Source organism: Oribacterium sp. oral taxon 108 str. F0425 (genome assembly GCF_000214455.1).
Classification (GTDB): domain Bacteria; phylum Bacillota; class Clostridia; order Lachnospirales; family Lachnospiraceae; genus Oribacterium; species Oribacterium asaccharolyticum.
In genome coordinates, this window is record NZ_AFIH01000001.1 from 1,702,521 (window position 1) to 1,726,308 (window position 23,788).

General features: G+C 42.5%; 25 protein-coding genes and 1 pseudogene. 3 read left to right on the forward strand and 23 right to left on the reverse strand.

What is annotated here, in order from left to right:
* Positions 1–46: 46 nt before the first annotated feature.
* Positions 47–994, reverse strand: coding sequence for an SIR2 family NAD-dependent protein deacylase (locus HMPREF9124_RS08000; protein ID WP_009428544.1), 948 nt, complete (start codon positions 992–994; stop codon positions 47–49).
* 138 nt (positions 995–1,132) lie between these two features.
* Positions 1,133–1,768: an NAD(P)-dependent oxidoreductase gene (locus tag HMPREF9124_RS08005; RefSeq protein ID WP_009428456.1), complete on the reverse strand. Its 636-nt coding sequence runs from the start codon at positions 1,766–1,768 to the stop codon at positions 1,133–1,135.
* Positions 1,769–2,135: 367 nt separating this feature from the next.
* Here HMPREF9124_RS08005 and HMPREF9124_RS08010 point away from each other — a divergent pair, with 367 nt between their 5' ends.
* Positions 2,136–2,558 carry a hypothetical protein gene (locus HMPREF9124_RS08010; RefSeq protein ID WP_036597750.1) on the forward strand — a complete coding sequence of 141 codons (423 nt, stop codon included), beginning with the start codon at positions 2,136–2,138 and terminating at the stop codon, positions 2,556–2,558.
* 153 nt (positions 2,559–2,711) lie between these two features.
* Here the strand turns inward: HMPREF9124_RS08010 and HMPREF9124_RS08015 are convergent, their stop codons facing one another.
* The 12 genes and pseudogenes from HMPREF9124_RS08015 to HMPREF9124_RS08070 form a co-directional block, all read right to left on the reverse strand.
* On the reverse strand, positions 2,712–2,945 hold the full coding sequence (locus tag HMPREF9124_RS08015) for a hypothetical protein (protein ID WP_009427957.1): 234 nt from the start codon (positions 2,943–2,945) through the stop codon (positions 2,712–2,714).
* The gene (locus HMPREF9124_RS08020; protein WP_009429487.1) at positions 2,933–3,499 is read right to left on the reverse strand and encodes a DUF3990 domain-containing protein; all 567 of its coding nucleotides are present in this window, start codon (positions 3,497–3,499) and stop codon (positions 2,933–2,935) included. The genes HMPREF9124_RS08015 and HMPREF9124_RS08020 overlap by 13 nt, the downstream gene beginning before the upstream one ends.
* Positions 3,492–3,716 carry a DUF3791 domain-containing protein gene (locus tag HMPREF9124_RS08025; protein ID WP_009429018.1) on the reverse strand — a complete coding sequence of 75 codons (225 nt, stop codon included), beginning with the start codon at positions 3,714–3,716 and terminating at the stop codon, positions 3,492–3,494. The genes HMPREF9124_RS08020 and HMPREF9124_RS08025 overlap by 8 nt, the downstream gene beginning before the upstream one ends.
* A gap of 44 nt (positions 3,717–3,760) precedes the next feature.
* Positions 3,761–4,980 (reverse strand): annotated as a pseudogene (locus HMPREF9124_RS08030) (Mbeg1-like protein).
* A gap of 31 nt (positions 4,981–5,011) precedes the next feature.
* A complete protein-coding gene (locus tag HMPREF9124_RS08035; protein ID WP_009427857.1) occupies positions 5,012–5,359 on the reverse strand; it encodes a hypothetical protein in 348 nt (115 codons plus the stop codon).
* Between the two features lie 72 nt (positions 5,360–5,431).
* Entirely contained in the window at positions 5,432–6,379 is a 948-nt protein-coding gene (locus tag HMPREF9124_RS08040) for a hypothetical protein (RefSeq protein ID WP_009429579.1), read from the reverse strand.
* A 175-nt stretch (positions 6,380–6,554) separates the two neighbouring features.
* Positions 6,555–7,313 carry a LamB/YcsF family protein gene (locus HMPREF9124_RS08045; RefSeq protein ID WP_009429270.1) on the reverse strand — a complete coding sequence of 253 codons (759 nt, stop codon included), beginning with the start codon at positions 7,311–7,313 and terminating at the stop codon, positions 6,555–6,557.
* 6 nt (positions 7,314–7,319) lie between these two features.
* A complete protein-coding gene (gene accC, locus HMPREF9124_RS08050; protein WP_009428406.1) occupies positions 7,320–8,669 on the reverse strand; it encodes an acetyl-CoA carboxylase biotin carboxylase subunit in 1,350 nt (449 codons plus the stop codon).
* A gap of 53 nt (positions 8,670–8,722) precedes the next feature.
* Positions 8,723–9,178, reverse strand: a complete 456-nt coding sequence (accB, locus tag HMPREF9124_RS08055; protein ID WP_009429051.1) for an acetyl-CoA carboxylase biotin carboxyl carrier protein — start codon at positions 9,176–9,178, stop codon at positions 8,723–8,725.
* Between the two features lie 26 nt (positions 9,179–9,204).
* Positions 9,205–10,212: a biotin-dependent carboxyltransferase family protein gene (locus tag HMPREF9124_RS08060; protein WP_009429287.1), complete on the reverse strand. Its 1,008-nt coding sequence runs from the start codon at positions 10,210–10,212 to the stop codon at positions 9,205–9,207.
* 1 nt (position 10,213) lies between these two features.
* A complete protein-coding gene (pxpB, locus tag HMPREF9124_RS08065; protein WP_009429158.1) occupies positions 10,214–10,939 on the reverse strand; it encodes a 5-oxoprolinase subunit PxpB in 726 nt (241 codons plus the stop codon).
* Positions 10,940–11,075: 136 nt separating this feature from the next.
* Positions 11,076–12,269 (reverse strand): NRAMP family divalent metal transporter, encoded by a 1,194-nt coding sequence (locus tag HMPREF9124_RS08070; protein ID WP_009429832.1) that lies wholly within the window; start codon positions 12,267–12,269, stop codon positions 11,076–11,078.
* Positions 12,270–12,462: 193 nt separating this feature from the next.
* On the opposite strand from HMPREF9124_RS08070, the gene HMPREF9124_RS08075 reads away from it, so the two are divergent.
* A complete protein-coding gene (locus HMPREF9124_RS08075; protein WP_009428113.1) occupies positions 12,463–13,254 on the forward strand; it encodes a hypothetical protein in 792 nt (263 codons plus the stop codon).
* 310 nt (positions 13,255–13,564) lie between these two features.
* On the opposite strand, the gene tnpA is transcribed toward HMPREF9124_RS08075, so the two are convergent.
* The 7 genes from tnpA to HMPREF9124_RS08110 all read right to left on the reverse strand — a co-directional run bounded on the left by tnpA (position 13,565) and on the right by HMPREF9124_RS08110 (position 21,265).
* On the reverse strand, positions 13,565–14,020 hold the full coding sequence (gene tnpA / locus HMPREF9124_RS08080) for an IS200/IS605 family transposase (RefSeq protein WP_009537449.1): 456 nt from the start codon (positions 14,018–14,020) through the stop codon (positions 13,565–13,567).
* A 238-nt stretch (positions 14,021–14,258) separates the two neighbouring features.
* Entirely contained in the window at positions 14,259–16,202 is a 1,944-nt protein-coding gene (locus tag HMPREF9124_RS08085; protein ID WP_009428684.1) for an SseB family protein, read from the reverse strand.
* Positions 16,203–16,287: 85 nt separating this feature from the next.
* Positions 16,288–17,148, reverse strand: a complete 861-nt coding sequence (locus HMPREF9124_RS08090) for a mechanosensitive ion channel family protein (RefSeq protein ID WP_009428790.1) — start codon at positions 17,146–17,148, stop codon at positions 16,288–16,290.
* Positions 17,149–17,340: 192 nt separating this feature from the next.
* Positions 17,341–17,823 carry a hypothetical protein gene (locus tag HMPREF9124_RS08095; protein ID WP_009429629.1) on the reverse strand — a complete coding sequence of 161 codons (483 nt, stop codon included), beginning with the start codon at positions 17,821–17,823 and terminating at the stop codon, positions 17,341–17,343.
* A gap of 269 nt (positions 17,824–18,092) precedes the next feature.
* Positions 18,093–19,121 carry a TIGR03943 family putative permease subunit gene (locus HMPREF9124_RS08100; RefSeq protein ID WP_009427756.1) on the reverse strand — a complete coding sequence of 343 codons (1,029 nt, stop codon included), beginning with the start codon at positions 19,119–19,121 and terminating at the stop codon, positions 18,093–18,095.
* Positions 19,122–19,131: 10 nt separating this feature from the next.
* Positions 19,132–20,379 carry a CobW family GTP-binding protein gene (locus HMPREF9124_RS08105; protein WP_009429194.1) on the reverse strand — a complete coding sequence of 416 codons (1,248 nt, stop codon included), beginning with the start codon at positions 20,377–20,379 and terminating at the stop codon, positions 19,132–19,134.
* Between the two features lie 130 nt (positions 20,380–20,509).
* Positions 20,510–21,265, reverse strand: coding sequence for an HAD family hydrolase (locus HMPREF9124_RS08110; RefSeq protein ID WP_036597754.1), 756 nt, complete (start codon positions 21,263–21,265; stop codon positions 20,510–20,512).
* A gap of 134 nt (positions 21,266–21,399) precedes the next feature.
* Between HMPREF9124_RS08110 and HMPREF9124_RS08115 the strand changes: the two genes are divergently transcribed.
* Positions 21,400–22,122 (forward strand): ribonuclease H1 domain-containing protein, encoded by a 723-nt coding sequence (locus HMPREF9124_RS08115; protein WP_009428055.1) that lies wholly within the window; start codon positions 21,400–21,402, stop codon positions 22,120–22,122.
* 139 nt (positions 22,123–22,261) lie between these two features.
* On the opposite strand, the gene asnA is transcribed toward HMPREF9124_RS08115, so the two are convergent.
* The gene (gene asnA / locus HMPREF9124_RS08120) at positions 22,262–23,269 is read right to left on the reverse strand and encodes an aspartate--ammonia ligase (protein ID WP_009429633.1); all 1,008 of its coding nucleotides are present in this window, start codon (positions 23,267–23,269) and stop codon (positions 22,262–22,264) included.
* A gap of 204 nt (positions 23,270–23,473) precedes the next feature.
* Positions 23,474–23,779: a hypothetical protein gene (locus HMPREF9124_RS08125; protein WP_009428432.1), complete on the reverse strand. Its 306-nt coding sequence runs from the start codon at positions 23,777–23,779 to the stop codon at positions 23,474–23,476.
* Positions 23,780–23,788 lie beyond the last annotated feature (9 nt).

Here is a 23,788-nt window from a genome sequence, read left to right on the forward strand (position 1 = left end):
AACGAAAGCTTAGTGAAAAGCTTTACACTCGCTTTCATGCACTAGGCTATTTTAGATCCTTTTTCAGTAAATCTCTAAGCACCTTAGCGATATCCGCATTCAAGCAAATGCTTCTCTCTACAATGTTTTCACTGCATCCCGCCTCTCCCAGATTCAGACAAGCGTAGTAAGCATTGGGATTCTCCTCGGTATATCGCCAAAAGGGGAACTTAATAATCACAGGGGTATTCATGCCTACCCCAAGTTCCCAGTACAAAACATGTTTCCGACTATGGCTATGCAGGAAATCCTGATAGCGTTTTGCCGCCATTTTCCAGCCCGCATCCTCCACAAAGGTCTCATCAATCCTAAGATTCATGGTCATGGGAAGTCCGTCATCCGGGCAAATGGGGATAAGCTCTGTGGGAATAGACATTTTCAGCTTCTTATCCTCCGGCAGCTGAAAAATCCCCGCATCATCCCGGACAAAGCCCTGGGCTTCCAACATTTTCTCCACAATTTCCCGATTGTCATAGGTTTTTGCCACTGTGGGGCGGGTGCTTTGGAAAAGACCAAAATCTCCCTGTGTATAAAAGAGTCTTTCCTTTTCGAAGCCTGCTTTTTGAAACTGATGATCCACATTGGTGGTTAAGACAAAATAGTCCTTTCCCTCCACTATTTTTTTCAGGTTTCCATAGACATCCGAATGGATATCAATATAGCGATTAAAGTAAATGTTTCTACTCCACCATGCCCAAAATTCCTCGGGGCTTTCAAAGGGAAAGAAGCCTCCTGAATACATATCTTGTATAGGATATTTTTTCGCAAAGTCGAAAAAATACTTCTGAAAACGCTCTCCACTGTATGTAAAGCCCGCTGCCGTAGATAGTCCGGAGCCGGCACCCAGCACAATAGCCTCCGCATTTTGAATTTTTTCCTTTAAGTTAAGAACCTGCTCTTCGTAGGGGACATTTTCTCCCGGATGTTGTATGGTATTTCTATTAAAGAAAAACATGGACACCGCTCCTTTCTATACAATATAGACTTACATACTTATAGTCTAATAAACTTCTTTCAGAAACAAGGTCTTCCTTGCTTATCCATAGGGATTATGCCTGATTTAGCTGTTAATCCTCTCTATACTCATACGCTATTACGCTCTTACTACGGAAATTCTTTCCTGAATATGCTTTCCGGATTCGATTTCATCCACCATGGCAATGGCATAGTCTGCATAAGAAATCACAGACTCTCCTGCAGGGTTTAAGGTGAACTCTTCTCCGGCAAGGATATACTTTCCACTTCTCTCTCCCTCTGCCTGGAAGTCAGCTGCAGGACTGATGTAGGTCCACTGCACATCCTTTCTCTCTCTAAGCTCGGAAAGTGCTGCTGCCATAGCCTGTGCCAAAGGCTTAAAGGCTTCCGGGAAGTTCTCTCCGTCTGCCACTTGAATCGTATGCTCCGGATTTACATAAAGAGATCCGGCTCCTCCTACCACCAAAAGTCTTACATTGGTGCCGGAGAGAATGTTTGCTAAGTGCTCTGTTGTCTTGCTATGAAGAGGAAGGGTTTCTGCTGTCCATGCGCCAAAGGCATCTACCACTGCATCATATCCCTTTAAGTCCTCTCTCGTAAGATCCAAAATATCTTTTTGGATATAGTTCTTGGCATCCGTATCATTTTCCGCCCTTCTTCCAAATGCTGTTACTTCAAAACCTCTATTTACTGCCTCTGTAATGATTTTCTTTGCTGCTTTTCCGTTTGCTGCTACAACTGCGATCTTTGCCATGATTCTTTCCTTTCCGAGGAAACTTTCCTCTCTACACTAAAGCTTGTTTTTCCTTGATTTCTTAGACTGTGAGTTCCTAAACTTCATTTTTTCAGTCTTGTCAAAGCTTTGTAATAGTTTTGGATAAATCTTAGTTGTAATTTTATTTATTACATATTTGACGCGTTCAATATAATATCTTTAGATTTTATTGTCAACTATTTTATTACATCTTTTTTTGAAATAAATTTATCGCTTTTTCCAAAGGCTATTTTCAAAAAACGAAAATGTCTTTAAACAGTAAAAAAGTGCCGTTGTTCACAAGTTTTTTTGGTATAATTTGAATACGAAAATTGTGCAACAAATCGGGCTTTGACGGGGAGGTCTCATGAGGACAGAATATAAACACAATCCGCCCATTCCATATAGTCTACATGATATGCGGGTCAAAAAGATTATAATGCAAGATCAAACAATAGTACTTGAATTTGAGGACGGATATAAAAAACTTACAGAAACTTTTGAACAGGTCGAGGGAAACATCACAATCGAAGGTGTGGATTTTGATTTTACCAGCGTGATGTTGCAGAGCAAATGGGGAAACTATGGAAAATTTAATGGTGAGAAATTAGAACTGGAACACTTTATAAAGAGATACAAAAACTATAACTTTGAAATTGTAGATGAATTATATGGGTATAATCAAGTATTGTATTCTGGTTATTTATCTATCTTAGAAACAGAAGATTTAGTTCAAATGGACATTTCAATTTACTTTACGGGCAGAATTATTTACGATACAAAAGAGTAACAAATTCAAGTTTGTCGAACTGATAAAATCCCTTTAGGAAACAAAGGGAACACTTCTATACTCTCCTGTCGGAAGTATCGTGCGTCCTGTGGCTTTCAGGCTGGATTTTCTTTACCTTGTTTTTTACATATTCTCGCAGGTGCACGGTAAAACCTATTGCTTCACAGCAATCTCCTCCAGATACATTTCCGCTAAATAAGAGGGACCTGTCCACCAAAGCTTTGTTGTATCATCATACAAAGCTTTTCCCGTCTTTGAAGCAAGGAAGTCCACTAAGACTTCTTTACTATCTTTACCGATGAATGACGATATTTCTTCCACAGCCATAGTGACAAGTAGATCAATTGTATAATTCAGTCTTTCTTTTGAAATACTCAACTCAGCCATATCTTCTCACTTTCTATAAATTTTAGGCAAGACAGTGCCTCTTCTGTCTTAAAGCAATATTGATCTTTTAACTTATTGGGAAGTAACTGTCTGATACAAAATTCATCTGCTTCTTTCTCCCCTACTATACCAAATGCCCCCGCCAAGTAAGCTGTCAAGCTGGCATTAGTGGCATCGTCTGCAATTTTTCCGATGATGATATCAACGTTTCTCAGCTTTCTCTCTTCCTCAAGAAAAAAAGTATTCTTTCTATGAGCAGCTATGCAATGCAACCAATCTACATTGGCTTCCGGAAATACATGTATATTCAGTTGTTTAAGTGGACTAAATTCAAAAATAGAAACATATCCATAATTTTGCTTATCTTCAATGCGCCCAAAAGCTCTAGCTTTATTTATAGATATTTTCAAAAAACTTTCTGCTTGCTCTTTGGAACTTGTAAGGTAAAATCCTTGTCCAAAATCCTTCATTTTAGCACATTTCCTTAAGTTCGGGCTAAGTACCTCACAATAGCTTCCATGATAAAGAATTAAGCTTTCTTTTAACTCAAGCATGTATCTTTAATCCTTTCGCATCAAGATATTCTTCAATATCCTGCAACACTGCCTCGTCTCCCTCGCAATGGAAGATTCCATAAGCCTTTTCTATATAGTCTAAAACCTTCGCCTGTTTAAATAAAGAAAGCACTTTATCCATGGAAAGTTCCCATTCTTCTGCCGCCAATCTGATAAGTCTGGTTTGCATGAATAGTATTTCTTCTTTTTCACTCATCTGAAATCCTCCTTTCCAATATTATGGATTATATCATAAATCCTCTACACCTGCTCTCCTTCCTCCTTTGTCTTTCCCAAAACTTGATGAATGGCCGCATGGCCACCGGTTTTCATTTGGCTTAGCAGAGCCTGTCCACTGCTTTGTATTTGGTTAAGTACTGCCTGTCCGCCGTCTTTCATATGTTGAATAGCCGACTTCTTACTGCTTTCCATTAAATTCGCTAAAGCATCCATGATTTCTTTTTCTTATCTTCCGGAAGTTTCCCCATCTCTTTCCAGATGGTTTCCATGTTTTTCATTAAATTTCCGGAAAACTCTATAAAGGTCTCCGAATTTGTACTTTCAATCAGGGAAAATGCGGTTGTACAAAGGGACTCTCTGCTTTCATCATCCATGCTTTCCAGCCAGCTTCCCAGGGTAGTTTTTGCATACTGACTGAGTTCATCCAGTTCCGAAGGAACAAGCCTATCTTTTTCCGCTTCCCAAGTCATAGCATCATGCTGCAAAATTCCCTTTGCCGTACTGTGAATCACATGTTGCTTTGCGGGATTGGACAGAAGTTGCCCGATAATAGAACTTTGTGGCGCAATAGTAATAATTTTCGGTAAAAGCTCCTGAAATTCCGGAGACTGAATCACTTCCTCTCGAAAGCCGGGGCCGTCATTATTATAAACTTGCACAATACGCTCCTTGTACTCAGCCTCGCAAAAAGCCGCAGCATACATGGCGAAGTTCCCACCCTTCGAATGTCCTCCCAAGATAAGCTCTCCCTCCAAAACAGGAGCGATCTTGTTAAAATACGCTACTGCTTCTTTGGCTCCTGCCGTTTCCGATTGGCAGCTCATTAAAAAGTCCTCTTTCCAGCCGGTAATCGTCTTATCCGTTCCGCGGAAAGAAATATAATTTCTGCCGTCAGGTAAGAGAAAAACAAGAGCCGCAAATTGCTTCACCTTGTCCTTGTCAAAATCTTCCGCATAATAACCGGCCTTGGTAGCAGAAAAGCGTTCTCCTTCCATCATTTCTTTCAGTAAGAGGGGCGCTCGCTCCGTAAACTCTCCTGTGGTCTGGATTTCTTCCAAAGAATGCTTTTCACAAAAATCTTGAAAAAGCTCTTTTAAATCAAAGAAGCCGTTCCAGTCCTCCCTCAAATCTCGAAAATCAATATAAGAAAGATAGGAAAAAATGACATTATCCACCTCGTTAAAGGGGGAAACGGATAAGGGAACATCATTTCTCCATTTTAGATAATCCAGTAATTCCATAGTTTTATTTCCTTTCCACATGAACTATTTCTTATACATTAAAGATACTCTTAAGTCTATGAATCACTTGCTCTGTAGTTACTCTATATGTCTTCAAACTATTATCATCAAATTCATCCTCTTTTAATTTTGAAATAAAAAAGCCTATATCCTCGTAAACTGACAACGGTAACTCCTTAATCGGATTTAAAGCCATTTCTACCGCTAATCTTAACACATCATTTTTATGCTTCTTTATATCGAAGGAGTCAATCCTCTCTCCATGTAATTTTCTAGAACTCAAGTCAAGGTATGCCTTTGCCTTAAATAAAATCAAATACTCCGGTCTCAAGACGGAATAACCACTTTCTTCAACTCTTCCATCCAAACAAGATGTCACAGGCAGCGCCTCCTATAAGAACATAACTGCCTGTATAGCCCTTAAAATAATCTCTAAACTTTAACAGCCCCGTCACCATACATATTCCTCCAGCATTTCTTTAACCGCTTTTCCGATTCTATAATCCTCTTTTTCTTCCGCTGATAAAGAAAGCTGAAGAGACAAAGGATCCATTATATTTCCGGCTTTATAAAAAAGCATATATCCAAGCTCCTGTACCATAGATCCCGGCATATCTATCTTTCCGGAAATAGGTCTATTTTTTATCCCCAGTCTATTCATATCTTTTTTAGCCACAATGTAGCTTGGATAAGCGTTATCTTCTATATTGGAATATTCTGCCAATGCTGACATCCCACCTTTGATTGGAAGTTGCAAATCATCAGCAAAATAAAACGTAGATATCACAGGCGTTCTCATAAAATTCTCAAGATCTTCCCATAGAGCTTTTTTATCCTCAGGTATATTGATAACACGTGACCTGCCCTTTAAGCCCAGAATCGGCATCTCTAAAAATTCGATTTCATCAAAACATCTTGAAGCAGACATCTTCGTGATTTCGAGTTTTTCCGCTGTTTTGCTAACATTTATTTCATTCCAATCCTCATATATTGCCGTAAGAATTAATTTTTGACATAGGTAGGATAAACGCTGAATCGGTTTTATCTCTCTTTCAGAATTTGCTTGCAGCAAAATCCCTAAAAAAGGCAGGTATATCTCCCTATTTTCTATAAAGAAAGGAATCCCTTCCGAAATCATCGTATTTATGGAATATAAATTTCCTACTCTCAGATAGAAAGCACAATGCAGATTCAATATTTTTTCAATTTGTTTATGTTGTTTTCTTAGTTTTGATAAATGAACTTGCTCTTTTGGAATAATAATAATCCACTCTACACCATAGGTTTGGACCAATTTAAATGTATAAAGACTGATGTATAAGAGAGGAAGTCTATCTTCAAAGTTAATATCTTCCAACATAATTTCTATTCCCAGTCTTTTTTCCAAAAAATCTTTCATAAATACTCCTTTTTCATTTTGTAACTTAATTTAGGTTACAAAATAAATATAAAGGACTTTATCTGGAAAATCAAATGGAAATTATAGGTATATCAGATTTAAAGTACTTAAAAAAAAGAGAGAGTTGCATGCATTAGCTTTTAAATGCCTACACTCCCTATTTTTCTATTTTCTCCTACCCTTTAAGCTTTCTTATCTCCACTCCGTTTTCCATAAGAGCCGCTCGTAATTTCTTTACAAAGAGAACTGCCTTCTCTCCGTCTCCGTGAACGCAGACGGAATCCGCCTGTATAGGGATTTCCTTTCCGCTGATTGCCTTAACCTTTCCCTTTAAAATCATGGAAAGCACACGATTGATTGCGAGGTCCTCATCCGTAATCATGGCTCCCTCTTTGGTACGAGCTACAAGACTGCCGTCTTCTTCGTAGGCTCTATCCATAAAGACCTCCGCACGAACAGGAAGACCGAGCTTCACAGCCTCTTTATAAAGGGTGCCGGAGCTTTGCGCAAGAATAATGAGACTCTTATCGTATTCCAGAACCGCTTCGCAAATGGCTTTTGCAAGGCTTTCCTCCTTTGCCGCCATATTGTAGAGGGCGCCGTGCGGTTTTACATGCTGAAGCTTTCCCCCGTTTTTATGCAAAAAAGCATCTACTGCCCCGATCTGGTAGAGCATCATCGCCTTCACTTCTTTTACGCTTAAATTCATATTTCTTCTGCCGAAGCCCTGCAAATCCGGAAAGCCCGGGTGTGCACCGATTGCGGTTCCCGCTTTTTCACAGATTCCGACTGTCTTTTCCAGCACAACGGGATCTCCCGCATGAAAGCCGCAGGCAATATTTGCCGAAGAAATGAGCGGAATCAGCTCTTCATCGAGTCCCAAGGTATATCTTCCGTAGGACTCTCCTACATCTGCATTTAAATCAACCTTCATCTTCTCCTACTTTCCCGAAAGCATAAAACGCTCTACGAAACCGGTATCGACCTTTCCCTCTCGGAAAGCCTCGGACTGCATAATCTTATATTGAAAATCGAGATTTGTCTCCACACCGAGGACCAGCATTTCCTCGAGGGCGACCTTCATTTTCCGAATCGCCTCATTCCGGTCTCGTCCCAGCACCAGTACCTTGGCAATCATGGAGTCGTACTCCATCGGAATGTTGTAGCCGGTGTACAGCGCGGTATCGACACGCACCCCGTTTCCGCCCGGAAGGTGTAACGCCGTGATTTTACCGGGACTGGGCATAAAGTTTTTCTCCGGAATTTCCGCATTGATTCTGCACTCTATGCTGTGTCCAAGGAAGGGAATCTCTTCCTGTTTAAGGCTCAAGGGCTCTCCTGCCGCAACTCTAATCTGCTCCATGACAAGGTCTGTGTTCGTGAGCAGCTCCGTAACGCCGTGCTCCACCTGGATACGGGTATTCATTTCCATAAAATAGAACTCCCCGCTCTTATCCATGATAAATTCAATGGTGCCTGCTCCGGTGTACTGCACGGACTTTGCCGCCTTGACGGCTGCCTCCATCATCTTCTTTCTCGTTTCCGGACTGACAATCGGCGAGGGGGATTCCTCGACAAGCTTCTGATGATTTCTCTGTATGGAGCAGTCTCTTTCCCCGAGAGCAACAACATTTCCGAAATTGTCCCCCATAATCTGCACCTCGACATGACGAGGCTCTAAAATCAACTTTTCCAGATACATCGCATCATCCGAAAAGGCATTCGCGGACTCTCTTTGTGCAGTAAGGAAGTCCTTTTCAAAGTCCTCCTCTCCGAAGCACTCTCGCATTCCCTTTCCGCCGCCGCCCGAGCTTGCCTTAATCATGACCGGAAAGCCCATTTTCTTGGCTTCCTCTAAGGCCTCCTTCACATCATAAAGAACGGATAAGGAACCGGGAACCACCGGCACACCGGCTGCCCGCATCTTCGCTCTCGCCTGCGATTTATTTCCCATGGAGTCAATCACTTCCGCAGTCGGCCCGATAAAGACTATGCCGTTTTCTTCACATTTTTTAGCAAAACTCGCATTTTCCGAAAGAAAACCGTAGCCGGGATGAATGGCATCACAGCCCATATTCTTCGCCACGGTTAAAATTGTATCCATATTCAAATAGGAGTTTCTTGCCGAGCCCTCTCCGATACACACTCTTTCGTCCGCAAGACGACTGTGAAGCGCGTCCTGGTCCTCCTTGGAGTAAACCGCAACGGAGGACACGGAAAGAGCACGAAGCGCACGGATGACCCGAACTGCAATCTCTCCTCGATTTGCCACTAAAACTCGTTTAAACACCTTTTCCTCCTTTACAGCTGTAGTACAGTCTAAAGCTGTTCCTTTCAGCGCTCTTACAGCTTTCTCACACGGAATAAAGGCTGTCCGTATTCCACCTTCTGCTCATTGGAAACCAGTACCGCTTCGATTTCACAGTCGAAATCCGCCGTAATTTCATTCATCATCTTCATGGCTTCCAAGATACAGACGGTATCTCCCGCCTTTACGGTGTCTCCTACCTTAACAAAGGCCGGAATGGTCGGACCCTTAGCAGAGTAAAAGGTTCCCACGATTGGACTTGTGATATGTACTTCCTTTTCCTCCTCGGTATTCTCCGTAGAAGAATTGCTTACACCGCTATCGCTGCTGACCGCACTGATACTGCTCACCACTCCGCTTCCCGCAACAATGGGGGGATTATCCAGTTTACTCATCATAATCTTAAAATCGCCGTCTTTAATGGACATGGTGTTTAAGGTGGAGCCCTCCATAATCTTAACCAGTCCTTCTAACTTTTCTAAATCCAACATTCTACTCTCCTTATCGTAAAGCTATCCTATCCGAACAGCATGGATAATCTCTTTGCAGCCAATCTGCATTCGAGCACTTCCTTACAGGGCTTATGGATTGCCTTTCGCATCTCCTGCAGCTCCCGTTCCTCCTGTAGCATAAGCTTCTGTGCTTCCTGCACACTCACGGCCTCAAAACGAATCTTATCGTCCATTCTTCTCTGCACAAGCTTCGGTAAATCCACGGAAATGACTGTCGCTATCTTTCCGTAGCCTCCGGTTGTCTGCCGATCCGCAAGAAGGATAATCGGTTTTCCGTGGGAAGGCACCTGTATGGAGCCCAGGGCGATACCGTCGGAGATAATGTCCGAACCGTGCTTGGTTTCAATAAAGCTTCCCTCCAGACGCATCCCCATGCGGTCAAATTCCGCACCGACCGTGAACTCCGTCTCGAGGAAGCTCCGGATTCCCTTTTTGGAAAATACCTCTTCCTCCGGTCCCATGACCACGCGAATCTTCACCTTATCTTCCTCATATTCTTTGAGAGGAAGCGTTCTCGAGAGAAAGCTCGAAAGGTAAATTCTTCTGTTGATACGGGTTTCAATAAAATCGCCGTCCTCCAGCTTTCTTCCCTTAAAGCCGCCTATTTGACATTTTAAGTTGGTGGAACGGGAACCCATCACCACGGGCACCTTCAAATAATTGGAAAAGGCAATATAACAGGTTCTTCCTGTCCTTGCCGAGCCGATTTTTAAGACATCTCCTTCCGCAACGTAAATCGCGGTATACATGGGAATCTTCTCATCATTTAACTCCGGGCGGAAGTCCCCTCCCGTTATGGAAATAATCATGGGCGCCGTAAACTCCAGTGTCGGCCCGATTAAAGTGCACTCTAAAACTGCCTCATTTTCCGGATTGTCCAGGAGGAGGTTTGCAATACGGAAGGCTCTTCTATCCATGACGCCGTTTACATTAAAGCCCTGCGCCTGAAAGCCCGAGCGCCCGAAATCCTGCACCGTGGTAAGAAGTCCTCCTTTAATTACTCGAAATCCCATTTTACTCCCCCTTATACCACTTTACTTCGTACTCATCCTTCGCTACCGCCTCTTCAATCTCCCAATATTCCTTAAGGGAAATGGGGCAGAAACGAATGTATTCTCCCGCTCTTGTGAGGATCGGATCCTGTTTTGCCGGATCATACATCTTTACCGGGGTCTTTCCAATCAAACGCCATCCACCGGGAGAATCCACGGGGTAAACTCCGGTCTGAGAGCCTCCAATCCCGACAGAACCCGCCGGAATACAGAGTCTCGGGTTATCGAGTCGTTTGGTATGGAGCTTTTCCTCCAAGCCTCCAAGATAGGTGAAGCCCGGAAGAAAACCGAGCATATAAATCAGATAAGCATCCCGAGAATGTCTCTTAATCACTTCTTCCACGGAATAGCCGGAATTTTCCGCAACAAAGCTAAGATCCGGTCCGAATTCCCCGCCATAACAGACAGGAATCTCCCAAATCTTTTTTTCGAGACTCTCGACCTGTGTATCCATTTTTACAATGGAATGCAGTCTCTTATATAGCTCCTCATAGCGAATTACCAAGGGATTGTACTCCACAAGAAGGGACGCATAAGCCGGAATCATATCCACAATGCCTTCAATCTGTTGCATCTTTATCAGCTGCACCGTAGCACTGATAGCCCGATTCACTTCTTCACTTATCTCCTGTTTAAAAAGAATCAGAATTGCGGAATCCCCTGCCGCTACCACTCTTACCTTTTCCATAAATTTTCCTTCTTAATTTCCCCTACAAACGAGCTGCCGTACGCTTTCGTACGGCACTCATTATAAACCAAATTAGTCTGCAAAATACAGTTCAATCTTTTGTATTATTTAATCTTTTAGATTATTTTCAATGCTTTTAGAATAATTTCAATGCCGAAAGAGAACGAATACCTACATAGGCTGCAAGTACAACAACCACAATACCTAAGATAAAAAGCAGTTTCGGATGCTTATAGTTCTCTCCCACAATCTTCTTATTCTGTGAAGCCACAAGACATACACCAAGGGTTACCGGTAAGATCAGTCCGTTTAAAGCACCCGCCAAAACAAGGAGGGTTGCCGGCTTTCCGAGGAAGGCCATAACCAAAGTGGAAATCACGATAAAGGCGATAGTCCAAAGATTGTCCTTCTCCGCTATCTTCGAAGAGAAGGTCTTTAAGAAACTGACAGAAGTATAGGCCGCACCGATGATGGACGTAATAGCCGCACAGGTAAGCACCAGTCCGGAGAAGCGTCTTCCGATTTCTCCTGCCCCCTGGAAGAAAGCATCCGCTGCAGGATTTCCCGCGTCTAAAGTCACCCCTTTTACCACTACACCAAGCACCGCAAGGAATAAAAGAATACGAACAATCGCTGCCACAATCATTCCCATAACTGCGGAATACTGAATGTCCTTAAGCTTCTCCTCTCCGGTAACCCCAGCATCAATCAGTCTGTGTGCACCGGCAAAAGTGATATATCCGCCAACCGTACCGCCAAGGAGTGTCAAGATAGCCGGAACCAAAGTGCCGAGACCCGCATCCGGAACAAAGCTGTTCTTTACCGCTGTCGCAACAGGAGGCTTTACAATGAAAATGACTACAAGAATAACCACAATCATGATACCGCCCAGAATCTTTACGAGCTTATCCATGATCCCCTTAGCATCTTTGGAAAGGAAAACGAGTACAGCCAGTCCTCCTGCAATAAAGTAGGAAATCTGCACCGGAATTCCCAAGGTAGTTTGAATACCGAGAGCTCCTCCGCCTACATTTCCGATATTAAAGACCAGACCGCCAAGAACAATCAGAAAGGAGATGAAGTATCCCAGTCCCGGAAGTAAACGGTTTCCGACATCCTGTCCTCTCATCCCGCTTACGCAAAGCACTCGCCAGATATTTAACTGTGCAATGGCGGAAAGAATAACGGAAATCAGGATAACAAATCCGAAGCTTGCCTGAAAGTCTCCTGTAAACTTTGCCGTCTGTGTCAAAAAGCCCGGCCCGATAGCCGATGTTGCCATAAGGAATGCCGCCCCGAGTAGCGCTCCGCTCTTTGCTTTTGCCTTCATATTTCCCCCTCCTTATATTAGGACTTATTTATCCATGTCCTATATTCAAGTCTTGTATGGTAGTATAATCTATTTTTCTCATTCGTCAAGCAAAACTTTTTCTCTTTGTAGAAATAATTATTTTTGACTTTAATAAGAAATTCTTACTTTGCCGATATACTTTATAAAATGGATGTTTATAAAGGAGATCAAGATGGGCATTCAAGGCGTAAACAGAGGGCAAGGTTCTCTCTACAAGCAGATTGACAAGAAGGTTGTCGGATACGGCCAAAATGGAGAGTATAAAACGGCAGAATTCCACATCCTGCAAAAGAAAGATACTTTCACACTAAGTGAAGGGTATAAAAGCCATGTAGAGAAAGCAAAAACACCAGAGATTACGGGTGAGGGAGAATCCGTATCGGTGAACAGCTCTTTCTCAGCAGTGCTGAAAGAGGATAAAAATCAAAGAAATTGGAAAATCACATTTGAAAGTCCCGACGATTTAACGAGTATCGCCGAAGACGGTTATGTTGAGGTAAATGGCAAAAAGATTATTCTCACAGAACAGGAAAAAAAGGATTTTAAAAAAGTAGCCGAAGATGTTAAAAAATTTAATGAGTTAAAGTCCAAGTTCAGTGATGCTTTAAAGCAAGCTTCAGAAGGAAAGGAACAGGCTGAAGCGGCAAATGAAGCATTTAAGGTACAAATGAACGTCCTAAAAATCACTCTTCTCTATGGTAGTGGAAAGGCCGTCAGCCCAAAGGACCTGAACTACTTAAGGGAAAAGGACCCCAAGATGTACTCTTTAGCCGTAAACATGCGCGCTATGCAAATGAAGATTGAGGAGGACAAGAAAAAGAAGTCCGTCATCGAAGAGGAAAACGATAGTTCCGACGAGCATATTGACGCAATAGAATATGATGAAGATAAAATTGAACTCAATATAGACACGAACGAGAATAAAGTCAGCGTAAAAACCGTAAGCGAAAAGGTCATGTCTTAAACGAGATACCACACACTCCGCGAGTGATATTCGTTATGAACAAGATACCGACTGCTTCGCTAGCGATACTCGTTATGAGCAAGATGTCACAAGCTTCGCCTGCGCCACTTGTTATGAATCATAACCACCCGTCAAACGGGTGGTTTGCTCGGGGGCTATAAGCCCCTGTTACTGGGCCAGCGTCTAAAGGCGCTGGCTTTCATTTTTGGCTATGGTAAGTTTGCTTTCGCCTACTTCCCACAGCCCCATTCAAGCCTTATTGCTTTTGACTCGTCGCTACCCCATAAAGGGGTATGGTTACTACTTCACTTTAACCCTTAAAAGGGTCTTCATATTCTTTAACACTAAGTTTATCCATGGCTATATCATGTTTTTCTTGATCTTGTATATACTTTTTTATTGTGGCTTCATTTAGTCCAACTGTACTGACATAATAGCCTTCGGCCCAGAAATGCCTGTTCCCAAACTTATATTTAAGGTTTGCGTGTTTATCAAATATCATTAACGCACTCTTTCCCTTTAAATAGCCCATAAATGATGAGATACTAATCTTAGGTGGAATACTAACCAAAATATGTATATGATCAGGCATTAAATGTCCCTCTATTATCTCTACACCTTTATATCTACACAACTGCGCTATTATATCCCGTATATCCGCCTTGTATTGATAATATATTATTTTTCGCCTATACTTCGGTGTGAAGACAATATGATATTTACACATCCATTTGGTATGTGCCAATGCATATTCTTTCTTCGCCATAAATCACCTTCCTTTTCTGCAATATAGCTTGAACAACTTTATTGTATTAGGAAAGGTGATTTTTGTATAACAAGTGTTTCCCACCCGCATAGCGGGTGGTTTTTTGTATCAGAGCTAACATTTTTCAAATGTCAGCTCTGATACTGGCTAAAGTCCATTAAATCTAAAACCGTGCAGAACCTTGCTCAATCAGCAAAGCCTGCACGGTTTTTTACCCCTTTTTTTAATCTATGCTATTCTAATTCAGCCATCTCTGTTGCCATTCCATGGCAAGTTCATAAGCCTCTTCTTTTCCGGACAAATTCTCTAGCCAGTCCTTCGGAATAGCCGTAAAACCATAATGCGCTGCAGCAAGGGTGGATACCAGAATCGGCAAATTTTTCCCGCCGGAAAGCTCCACAGCCTTCTCTACAGCCTTCTGATAAGATGCCGTATGTAGCAACACCCAAAGTGCCGCATATAAACTATGCTCCGCACTGCCGTCTAAAACCAATTCCTCTTCCTTCTTGGCTTTTATTTCTTCTACATTCATAAAAGGAAGAAGACGGTCGTATTCAGCAATAAGCAAATCGTAGTCCTTGACATCCTCTCTATGCTGTTCTTTTGCCTCTTCATTCATTCTTGCTTCTTCTTCGTCTTCCGCTTCCGCCTCTTCATAGAAAAGTCCCACATAAGACGCCGCTGCAGAAAGCTCTTCTTCCAAACTTTCACCGCCGATATGAAGCACCAGATTTCGTAAAATGTAGGAGTAAAGCTCTGCCATGAGAAGTGCCACAGGGTTATTATGTGTCAGTTTTGCATTATCATGAAGCATAGCCCTGTCTAAATCGCTAAACTGATGAAGTCTCCTGCAAAGGAGGAGAGAAAACGGCAAGATACGACAAAGCACGGAATCATCGGCAAGATTTGATCCCAATTCTCCCGGTTTCTTTCCGGTTGCATAGCGCATGATAGCCGCTTCAATCGCCTCTACACTATCTTCTACCCGTCCGTCCAAAAGATAGCTTCCTTTGGACTTCCAATCATACATCTTTTCCATGATATCCTGCAGAGAAAGACGCTTCTCCGTATTCAAACTGTGGAATTCCGAAAGAACAATACTGTTTATAGTCGGTCTGAAAGAAAAAGCTTCTTTTCCAAAAGGCGGTTTCTCTATCAATGCTCTTTCTTTTGCCAGTCCGAGACTTCCTCCGATTAAAGAAGAGAAAATCATATTTTGAGAAAGATCTTTGGTCAAGCTCTTCTTTTCTTCATTTTCCTTACTCAGCTTGTCTCTTCTTTCCCTTGCATCCACAAGCCACTTAATGAGATTCAGACTCAAAAAGAAGGATTGAGACCAGGGATTAATAATCATTCCGTCCATCTTTCCCAGTTCGGAAATATGGACAGCCGCTTTCAAGACTTCTATAACGGGCATTGCAATAGCCGCTGTTGCTTCCTTATTTTTTCGTACCTCTTCCCCAGAGGTAAAGACTGCAATAGCGTCTCTTCCATCGCTTGTACTCAGGTGATTAAAAAGCACCTGCCCATCCATAACTTCCCCTTCTTTTTTCTCCGGTGGAACAATGGCAACCAAGAGCTGTGCATTTTTCTCCATTCCCTGTAAGAACGCTTGAAGAACCTTTTCAATCCCGGCTCTCCTCATCTCCTCCGGCATTTCAGATTCCGTATATTTCTGTTGTTCTTCGTAATATTGGGAAATCGCCTGACTGATTCCGATGCTGTCTTTCAGTTTTTCCTCAACACTGTCGGTACGAATCTTGTTGTATAAAGCTTGAATCGCTTCCTTCTGCATAATAAAACTGTTGCTGAACGGGTTGATAACCAAACCATCCGCTGTCGGATGATTTGCTACAATATTCAAGAGTTCTCCTGCAGGGAGAAGCAATGCATTGGCATTCTCCGCATCATCCCCTCTCTTCTCCTCCTCATCCGTAAATACCGCAGCAAAACTCTTTCCGTCTTCCGATTTCAGAAACTTAAGCGTAATCTGCTGCTGTCCCTCTTTCTCTCCGGCAGGATCCGCTGCAAGGAGTAAACCGCCTGCTTTTAAAACCAGCTCCTCCATCGCTTGAAACACCAGATTCAAATGTTCCTGATCTCTGTGATCGGAAAATGCCAGGATACTATTTCGAAGCCCCTCAGCCATCTTCAAACGGGCCTTAATTCCCTTTTCGTCCATCTCTACCTCCTAATTCATAAGAAAACCCTCTCGGATTCTCTGTATAAAGGACAGTATAACAGAGAAAAGGAGAAGGGAAAACATTTTATTCCGTTTCAGGGGAAACTGTTTTCAGCTTTGTGTTCGGCATAGCAATATTTTCCCGATAAAAGGCAATCATTACCCGCTTATTCAAAGTATTATAGACATCCCAATATCGCTTGTTATCCACCCATACACGAATTGCAAAGTTCAAGGAATCACTCTTCACTTCGGCAATTCCGAAGAAAGGCTCCGGTTTATGCAAAATACGAGCATCGCCTTCAATCGCAGACTTGAGAACTTTCTCAACACGTTCAACATCCTCTTCTCTTGCCACCGAAAAAATAAGATCCACCCTGCGCTGGGCTTCGGAACTATAGTTAATGATGTTGCTGTTCATCAAATTTCCGTTTGGAATCGATATTTTTTTATTATCCGGTGAAAGAATGATAGTGTAGAAAACACTGACTTCCTGAACAGTCCCTTCATCCGTACCGCTTTTAATATAATCATTTACCTGAAAAGGTCGGAATAAAAGTAACATGATTCCCCCTGCAAGATTGGATAGGGAACCCTGCATGGCCAAGCCGACTGCAACTCCGGCGGAAGCCAGTAAAGTAATCACGGAAGCCATTGGAATACCCAAGATTCCTATGCAACTGATGCCCAAGAAAAAGTACAGGATAAAACGAATCGATTTCAGAAAAAAAGGCCTGATTGTTGGATTGACTCTTTCCAAAAATCTTAGCTTGGGAAGGAATTTCATGACTTTTCTGATACAATATCTTCCAATCATAAAAATCAGGAGTGCGAATAAAAGCTTCCCCATAAAACGACCTAAACCTAAGGCAATGCCATTCCCGAAATTCTGAAAACTCCATACACGAAGTTCATTTTCAATTTGACTTACCGTTTCCGAAACCATACTTCCTCCAGCTCATGTCCGCATTTCCGGACTTTCATAAAAAAAACACCGGGCTTTTTGTATCTTATCGCCCTCTCCCATCGGATTCAAGGACAAAACAGCCTCAGTGTCTTTTTTAAAACTATTTTCGAATAAATACATGCCCTCTTAAAAAGCGACATGCAACAGATTTAGAGAAAAAGCTCTAAAAGCTTAGCCTACTACTTCTCCCTCTTCGGTTAAAGTATCATTTCTATGAACGAAAACATAGATAATACGAACCGGCGGAAGAATTGCGGAAACAACAGCCATGACCGTAGGATCACCGGAGTTGTTCAATTTCTTATACAGACCGAGCAAAGTAAAATAAGCGACCGCAATACCGCAAAGCCCCACAATGTAGAACAAAAAGCCATTTACTCTGGAAGTGAGAATCGGGAAAATAATCATCAAAATACCCAAGATAATTCCCTGTACCGTCGTTCCGAAGATATTCTGATCTCCTGCCAAAAATCCGTAAAATCCCTGGTTTATAAAGGGAATCCAAGCAAGAACCGCCTTATCCTGCTGTCCGTTATTCTTTGCAATAGTGTATAAAGCCATAGACTCCAATACATAAAAAGCAATCAAGATTGCAAAGACGAGTATAAGAATGATTACCCCACCTGCCAAAATCATCGAAAAAGCATTTTCCATATTTCAATCCTCCAAAATGATAAAATAGCGGAATATCTCCATTCCCTTCTGAAGATAAATCCAATGTCCTAAACGAGATCCCGCACACTTTACGAACGATACTCGTTATGAATTAAAGCTGTCCTCGCACAATCCGTTATGCTCCAACAAACCCCCATGAATTATACATAAACTGCCTTAAATTAACAATAGTTTCTTTACTTATTATTAAAATTACTTAGAAATTTGGGAGAATTACAGAATAATCATTTTCTCTGCACTCGATGGTACTAGAAATTTACCGGCTCCGAAATCTCCCCTGTTCGAACGATATCCACCAGTTTCAATACAGGTCCGACACCATGGTATTCTTCCCTTTCTTCCAAAGCGACCTTCACGGTCACTTTTACCCAATCTCTTGTAGAAAAGGCGGAAAGCATGTCCTTATTTCCCTTACAAATGAATCCCAGGAAACTCATATCCTGTGCACAGCAGGTCATGGCCATTCTTCCGGGTATGAACTCATCCGCAGGCATGTTTTTTCGCTTTAAAACCATAGCGGTAAAGGAAAGCTCTTTTCCGAGATAACGCTCGGGATTGTCCATACAATCCAAAAACCAGGTTCCGTAATCGGTGTCCGCGATAGCTATCTTTTCCTGATTCAGATCATAGGGTAGCTCTTCCGGCAGAGCGGACTGCGGAATTTCACCATCTTTATCCTCCAGCATGATCATGGCATTTTGTCCCATGGCACGGAGTTTTCTTCTATAGTCAATCATTTCCTCATTCGATAAATTGTCACAACGATTCACAATGCAAAGCTCCGCATTGCGAAGCATCTGTCCCAGGAAAGAACGCATATTGGAAAGATACATTTTTAAAGTACTGCCGTCCACAATGGTAATAACCTGATAAAGAAACCATTCCTTAGGCATCGAGACGGTATATTTCGGCTCTCTGTTTTGCTGTTCCGAAAGCACGGCCTCACTCATCGGTCCGCCATACAGATCGTCCTGATTCCACATACCGTTCCACTCAATCAGAATTCGCTCGGGCTTATAGGTATCGGCAAGCTTTCTCAGCTTCTCCTCTTGAAAGTCCGTGATATCACTCATATAAATCGGAGTGGTATGAAGTTTCGCGAGTTCTATCGGGTCATACTCCTTTTCCCCCTCTTCACAGAGCAGAAGCAGAGTATTTCCGTTGGTTTGAAAATACTCCTGATTCATCGTGTATTGAATAAAGCTGGTTTTTCCGCTCTCCAGAAATCCGTTAATCAGAAATACCGGAATTCCGTCTCCTTGATAATTTTCCCCCATATTACTCCTTTTATGCTGTAAACAGTGCCTTAATCTTTTCCTTTTCCAGCTCCGTTCCGATAACTACAAACTTTCCGATATTCTCCGGCTCTCCGTCACGAATTTCGACCTGTTCCGGTACCATATCGAAGTTCACCCACTTCCCGTCTTCCAGCTGCAACATCCCTTTTGCACGAACAATGCCGCCGTAAGATGAACCTTCCGCCATCTCTTCCAAAATCTCCGCAAGCCTTGCACGAGAAACTTTCTTAAATACTTCTACCCCGATGCTGTCAAAGATTTCATCGGCATCATGGTCATGCCCGCAAGAACAGTGCTCTCCGTGATGATGATGTTCATGGTCATGATGGTCATGATGTTCATGACCGCAAGAACAATGATCGTCATGATGCTCATGCTCATGATCGTGACTGCAAGCGCAGTGCTCGTCATGATGCTCATGTTCTAAGGACTCTTCCTCATCCTCGTCATCATAAGCTCCACCGCAACAGCAGCAATGCTCCTCTTCATTCCCAAAGTGGTGTTCATGATGATGTTCCTGTTCTTCCTCTTCATGGTGGCAATGACAATGCTCATCATGATGATGTTCATGCCCATGGTGATGGTGCTCATGATGATGTGCTTTTTCCTTCACTTCCTGAAGAAGAGCTTCTTCCAGGTTTTCTTCCTGCCCAATGATTTCGAGGAGTTTCTCTCCGGAAAGCTCTTTAATGGCGGTCGTAATCAGATTGGCCTTCGGATTCAAAGCGCGAACAATCCGAATGGCTTCTTCCACTTTTTCCTCCGTCGCAATATCCGTTCTGGACAAAACAATGCTGGTTGCATAGCGAATCTGATCATCAAAGAACTCTCCAAAGTTCTTGTTATAGAGTTTTGCCTTGGTAGAATCCACAACGGTTACCGCCCCATCCAAGTGCACGGGAAGATTTGCCGATACGGTCTTTACTGCAGAAAGAATATCGGAGAGCTTCCCCACTCCGGACGGCTCAATAAGGATTCTGTCCGGCTTATAGGTCTCAATTACCTCCTTTAAGGAAGTCTCAAAATCACCCACTAAAGAACAACAGATGCATCCCTGATTCATCTCCCGAATTTCGATTCCGGAATTCTTTAAAAAGCCGCTGTCAATTCCAATCTCTCCGAACTCATTTTCAATCAGAACAACATTCTCTCCCTTTAAGGATTCCTGTAAAAGCTTCTGTATAAATGTAGTTTTTCCTGCTCCCAAAAAGCCGGAAATAATATCTATCTGTGTCATAACTCCTCCTTTTCCATCACCCAAAAAACAACATTGCATAAAGCAAACTTTCGGTATTATAGCACGATAAGTAAGCAATCGCTAACCCCATGTCCTAAACTTCATTTTTCTTTCACAATTTTCCCGAGACTTATCCCGGTTCAAATTCCTCCTCCAATACACGAAGCAAGGCAAAACCATCCTCTACCAAATACTCCGCTCCGTGTTCTACTAATTCTTTCTTGTCACGGAAACCGTAGAGACAACCGATTCTGCTCATTTCCGCATTCTTTGCCGCATCGAGGTCCGTTTTTGTATCTCCCACCATGACTGCTTCATCCTTCGTGATTCCAAGTTCCTCACAAGCTTTCAGGAGTGGAGCTTTATCCGGTTTTAAAGGCATTTTTCCGTCATCCCCTATGATGAGAGAAAAGAAATTTTTTGGGAAGACGGCGGAAAGTACCTGCTCCGCTACTTCCCTGGATTTATTGGTAATACAGGCAATCTGAATCCCCTTCTCTTTTAAAGCCGCTATGCATTCTTTCACTCCGGGATAGGCTTCTGCCCGGTAGGTGGAATTTTCCGGGAAAATGGAGGCATAGTATTCACATACCTCATCGTAGAGTCCCATAATCTCATCCCCTTCCATATCGAGATCCATGGCCTTCTCTTCGTCCTTCTCTTCCCACTTTTCCGCTTCTCGGTATTTTTTATCGGCATTCTTAGCCAATGCTTTTTCCACAAACTTTCTATAACCTGTTCCGACAAAAAAGCGGGTTTCCTGAAGGCTCACCCCTTCCAATTCAAAATGTTCCATGCTTAAATCCATCGTTTTCTTTAAACTGGCTAAGGTATTCACCAATGTCCCGTCCAGATCAAAAAAAACGGCTTTTATCTTTTTCTTCATCTCAGGCCTCCGCTCTTTTTCCCTTTTATAACAGCTTATAGTATAATGCAGTATGACATCTTCCACAACCGAAGCTACAAAGCGGTAGCTTGCAAGGCTAAAGGATTTCAGCATGTCCAGTAAGGAGGCATTTTTTGGGAGCTTATTATGCAGTTAAAATCGGAAAAAATCCGGGAATCTATCTAAATTGGGAGGACTGCAAAAACCAGGTACACGGTTTTCCCGGTGCAATATACAAAAAGTGGAAAACAAGGGAAGAGGCGGAACAATATCTGCGCGGAGGATCCGAAATCCCACTTTCTCCTTCCGTGTCTTTTCCGACTTTTAAAACCTCCTCCTGCTCGGATAAAAATGCCGAGCTTCTTTCCATCCTTTCGGGAGAAAAGCAAGTTCCGGAGGAAGAGCAAGCGGAATGTTTACTCCGGAAATTCAATACGGATGCACTGGCCTTTGTAGACGGGAGCTTCCAAAAAGAAACCGGAGTTTATGGCTATGGTGTAGTTTTGATAGAAAAAAACGGTATTCTTTCTAAACATAAGGGAAGCGGAAATGATGACGCCTTTCTGGAAATGCGCAATGTTTCCGGAGAAATCCTCGGAGCAATGCGCGCTGTAGAACTCACTTTGGAAAAGGGACTTTCCTCCCTGACCATTTTTCATGACTACCGAGGGATTTCCGCTTGGGCAAAAGAAGAATGGAAATGCAATAAAGAAAAAACAAGAGAGTATCGTGACTATATGAAAACTGCAGAAAAAAAAATAAGGCTGGAATTTTTTAAGGTTCCTGCCCATAGCGGAATATATTTTAATGAAATGGCCGATGGCCTGGCAAAAGAAGCGGTAGGCATCAAAAATTGATTACGACAGCACACAGCCTGTTCTGTCTCGTGTCTAAACGAGACAGAACAGGCTGTAATTCTTAACAAGTGGCGCAGGTTAAGCCTGAAACATCTTGTGCATAACGAGTATCGTGCGCAAAGCGTGCGGTATCTCGTTTTTATAACAGAATCATATTGTGCCTTTCGCACTCTTCCCGCATCTCTTCCGGCCAAATAGAAGCTTGCACCTCTCCAATATGTGCACGTTCGAGAAGTAACATACAAAGTCTGCTCTGCCCGATACCTCCTCCAATAGTAAGGGGAAGTTTTCCTTCTAAAAGCATCCTGTGATAGGGAAGCGCCGCCCTTTCCTCTTTGTGGGAGAGTGCAAGCTGTCTCCGTAGAGACTCTTCATCCACACGAATTCCCATGGAAGAAATCTCCAAAGCACAATTTAGCGGCTCAAACCAGAATAGAATATCTCCGTTTAAGTTCCAGTCATCATAGTCCGGTGCTCTTCCGTCATGCGGCTCTCCGTTACTTAACTTATCTCCGATTTTCTGAATAAAGACACAGCCATGCTCTTTTGTGATGGCATTCTCTCTTTCCTTTGCACTCAAAGTCGGATATTTCTGTAAAAGTTCTTCAGAGTCTATAAAATAGATATCTTCCGGCAGTTTTTTCACTGCCTGCGGATATTTATACCAGACTTCATGCTCCATATGCTTTATAATCCGGAAAATATTGCGAACCGTTTCCCGCAGCATTTCTTCATTCCTCTCTTCTTTGGAAATCACTCTTTCCCAATCCCACTGATCCACATAAACGCTATGAAGATTATCCAAGTCCTCATCTCTACGAATAGCATTCATATTGGTATAGAGCCCTTCCCCCGCTTCAAAATGATAGCGCTTTAAGGCAAGCCTTTTCCACTTTGCAAGAGAATGAACGACCTCTATAGTCTCTCCCGGTTTCCAAGGTACGTCAAACGACACCGGTCTTTCCACTCCGTTTAAGTTGTCATTTAAACCGGAACTCTTCTCCACAAATAAAGGTGCGGAAATACGAGACAAATTCATCTCTTTCCCGAATTCCTTTTGGAAAGTATCACGAATATACTTTATTGCTTCCTGCGTCTCTCTCACAGAGAGACGAGGATCATAATGCTCAGGAATAATTAATGCCATCCTTCTCCTCCTCTGTTCATGTACTCTTGCCGTTTCCAAGTAAAAAGCCTTCCGGAAATGGGAGATAGTAAGCTCGGCAAACGGCAAATTCTTAAGCGGATATCACTTGCTTTACCTATGATACTCATTATGAATTAATAAAGGCAGATTTTACTCCACTTTTACATCGGCGTAAAGCAATATTTCCTTAATCCAAGCAATTCTTTAATCCAAATATTTTTCCGCTTCCGCCTTTTCTCCCAAATCATAAAAATAGCCGTATAAAAAGTCCCTTTGTTTATCACTCAAAGGGCAAAGATGAGTAATCATCAGTTTTTTTCTGCTGGGATTATGTAAGAGTAAGTATCCTCTTCCACTCAAATAATCCCCCGCATTCAGAACCGTTTGTTTTGAAAAAGAGGCATACAAACCGATTTTTTGCAAGATACACTCCGCTTCCTCACCGTGCTTTCCCCAGTCCGTTTCATAAAAATCCCCGAGAGGGGAAAGCCATCCCAATCTTTCTCCCATATTGTTCTC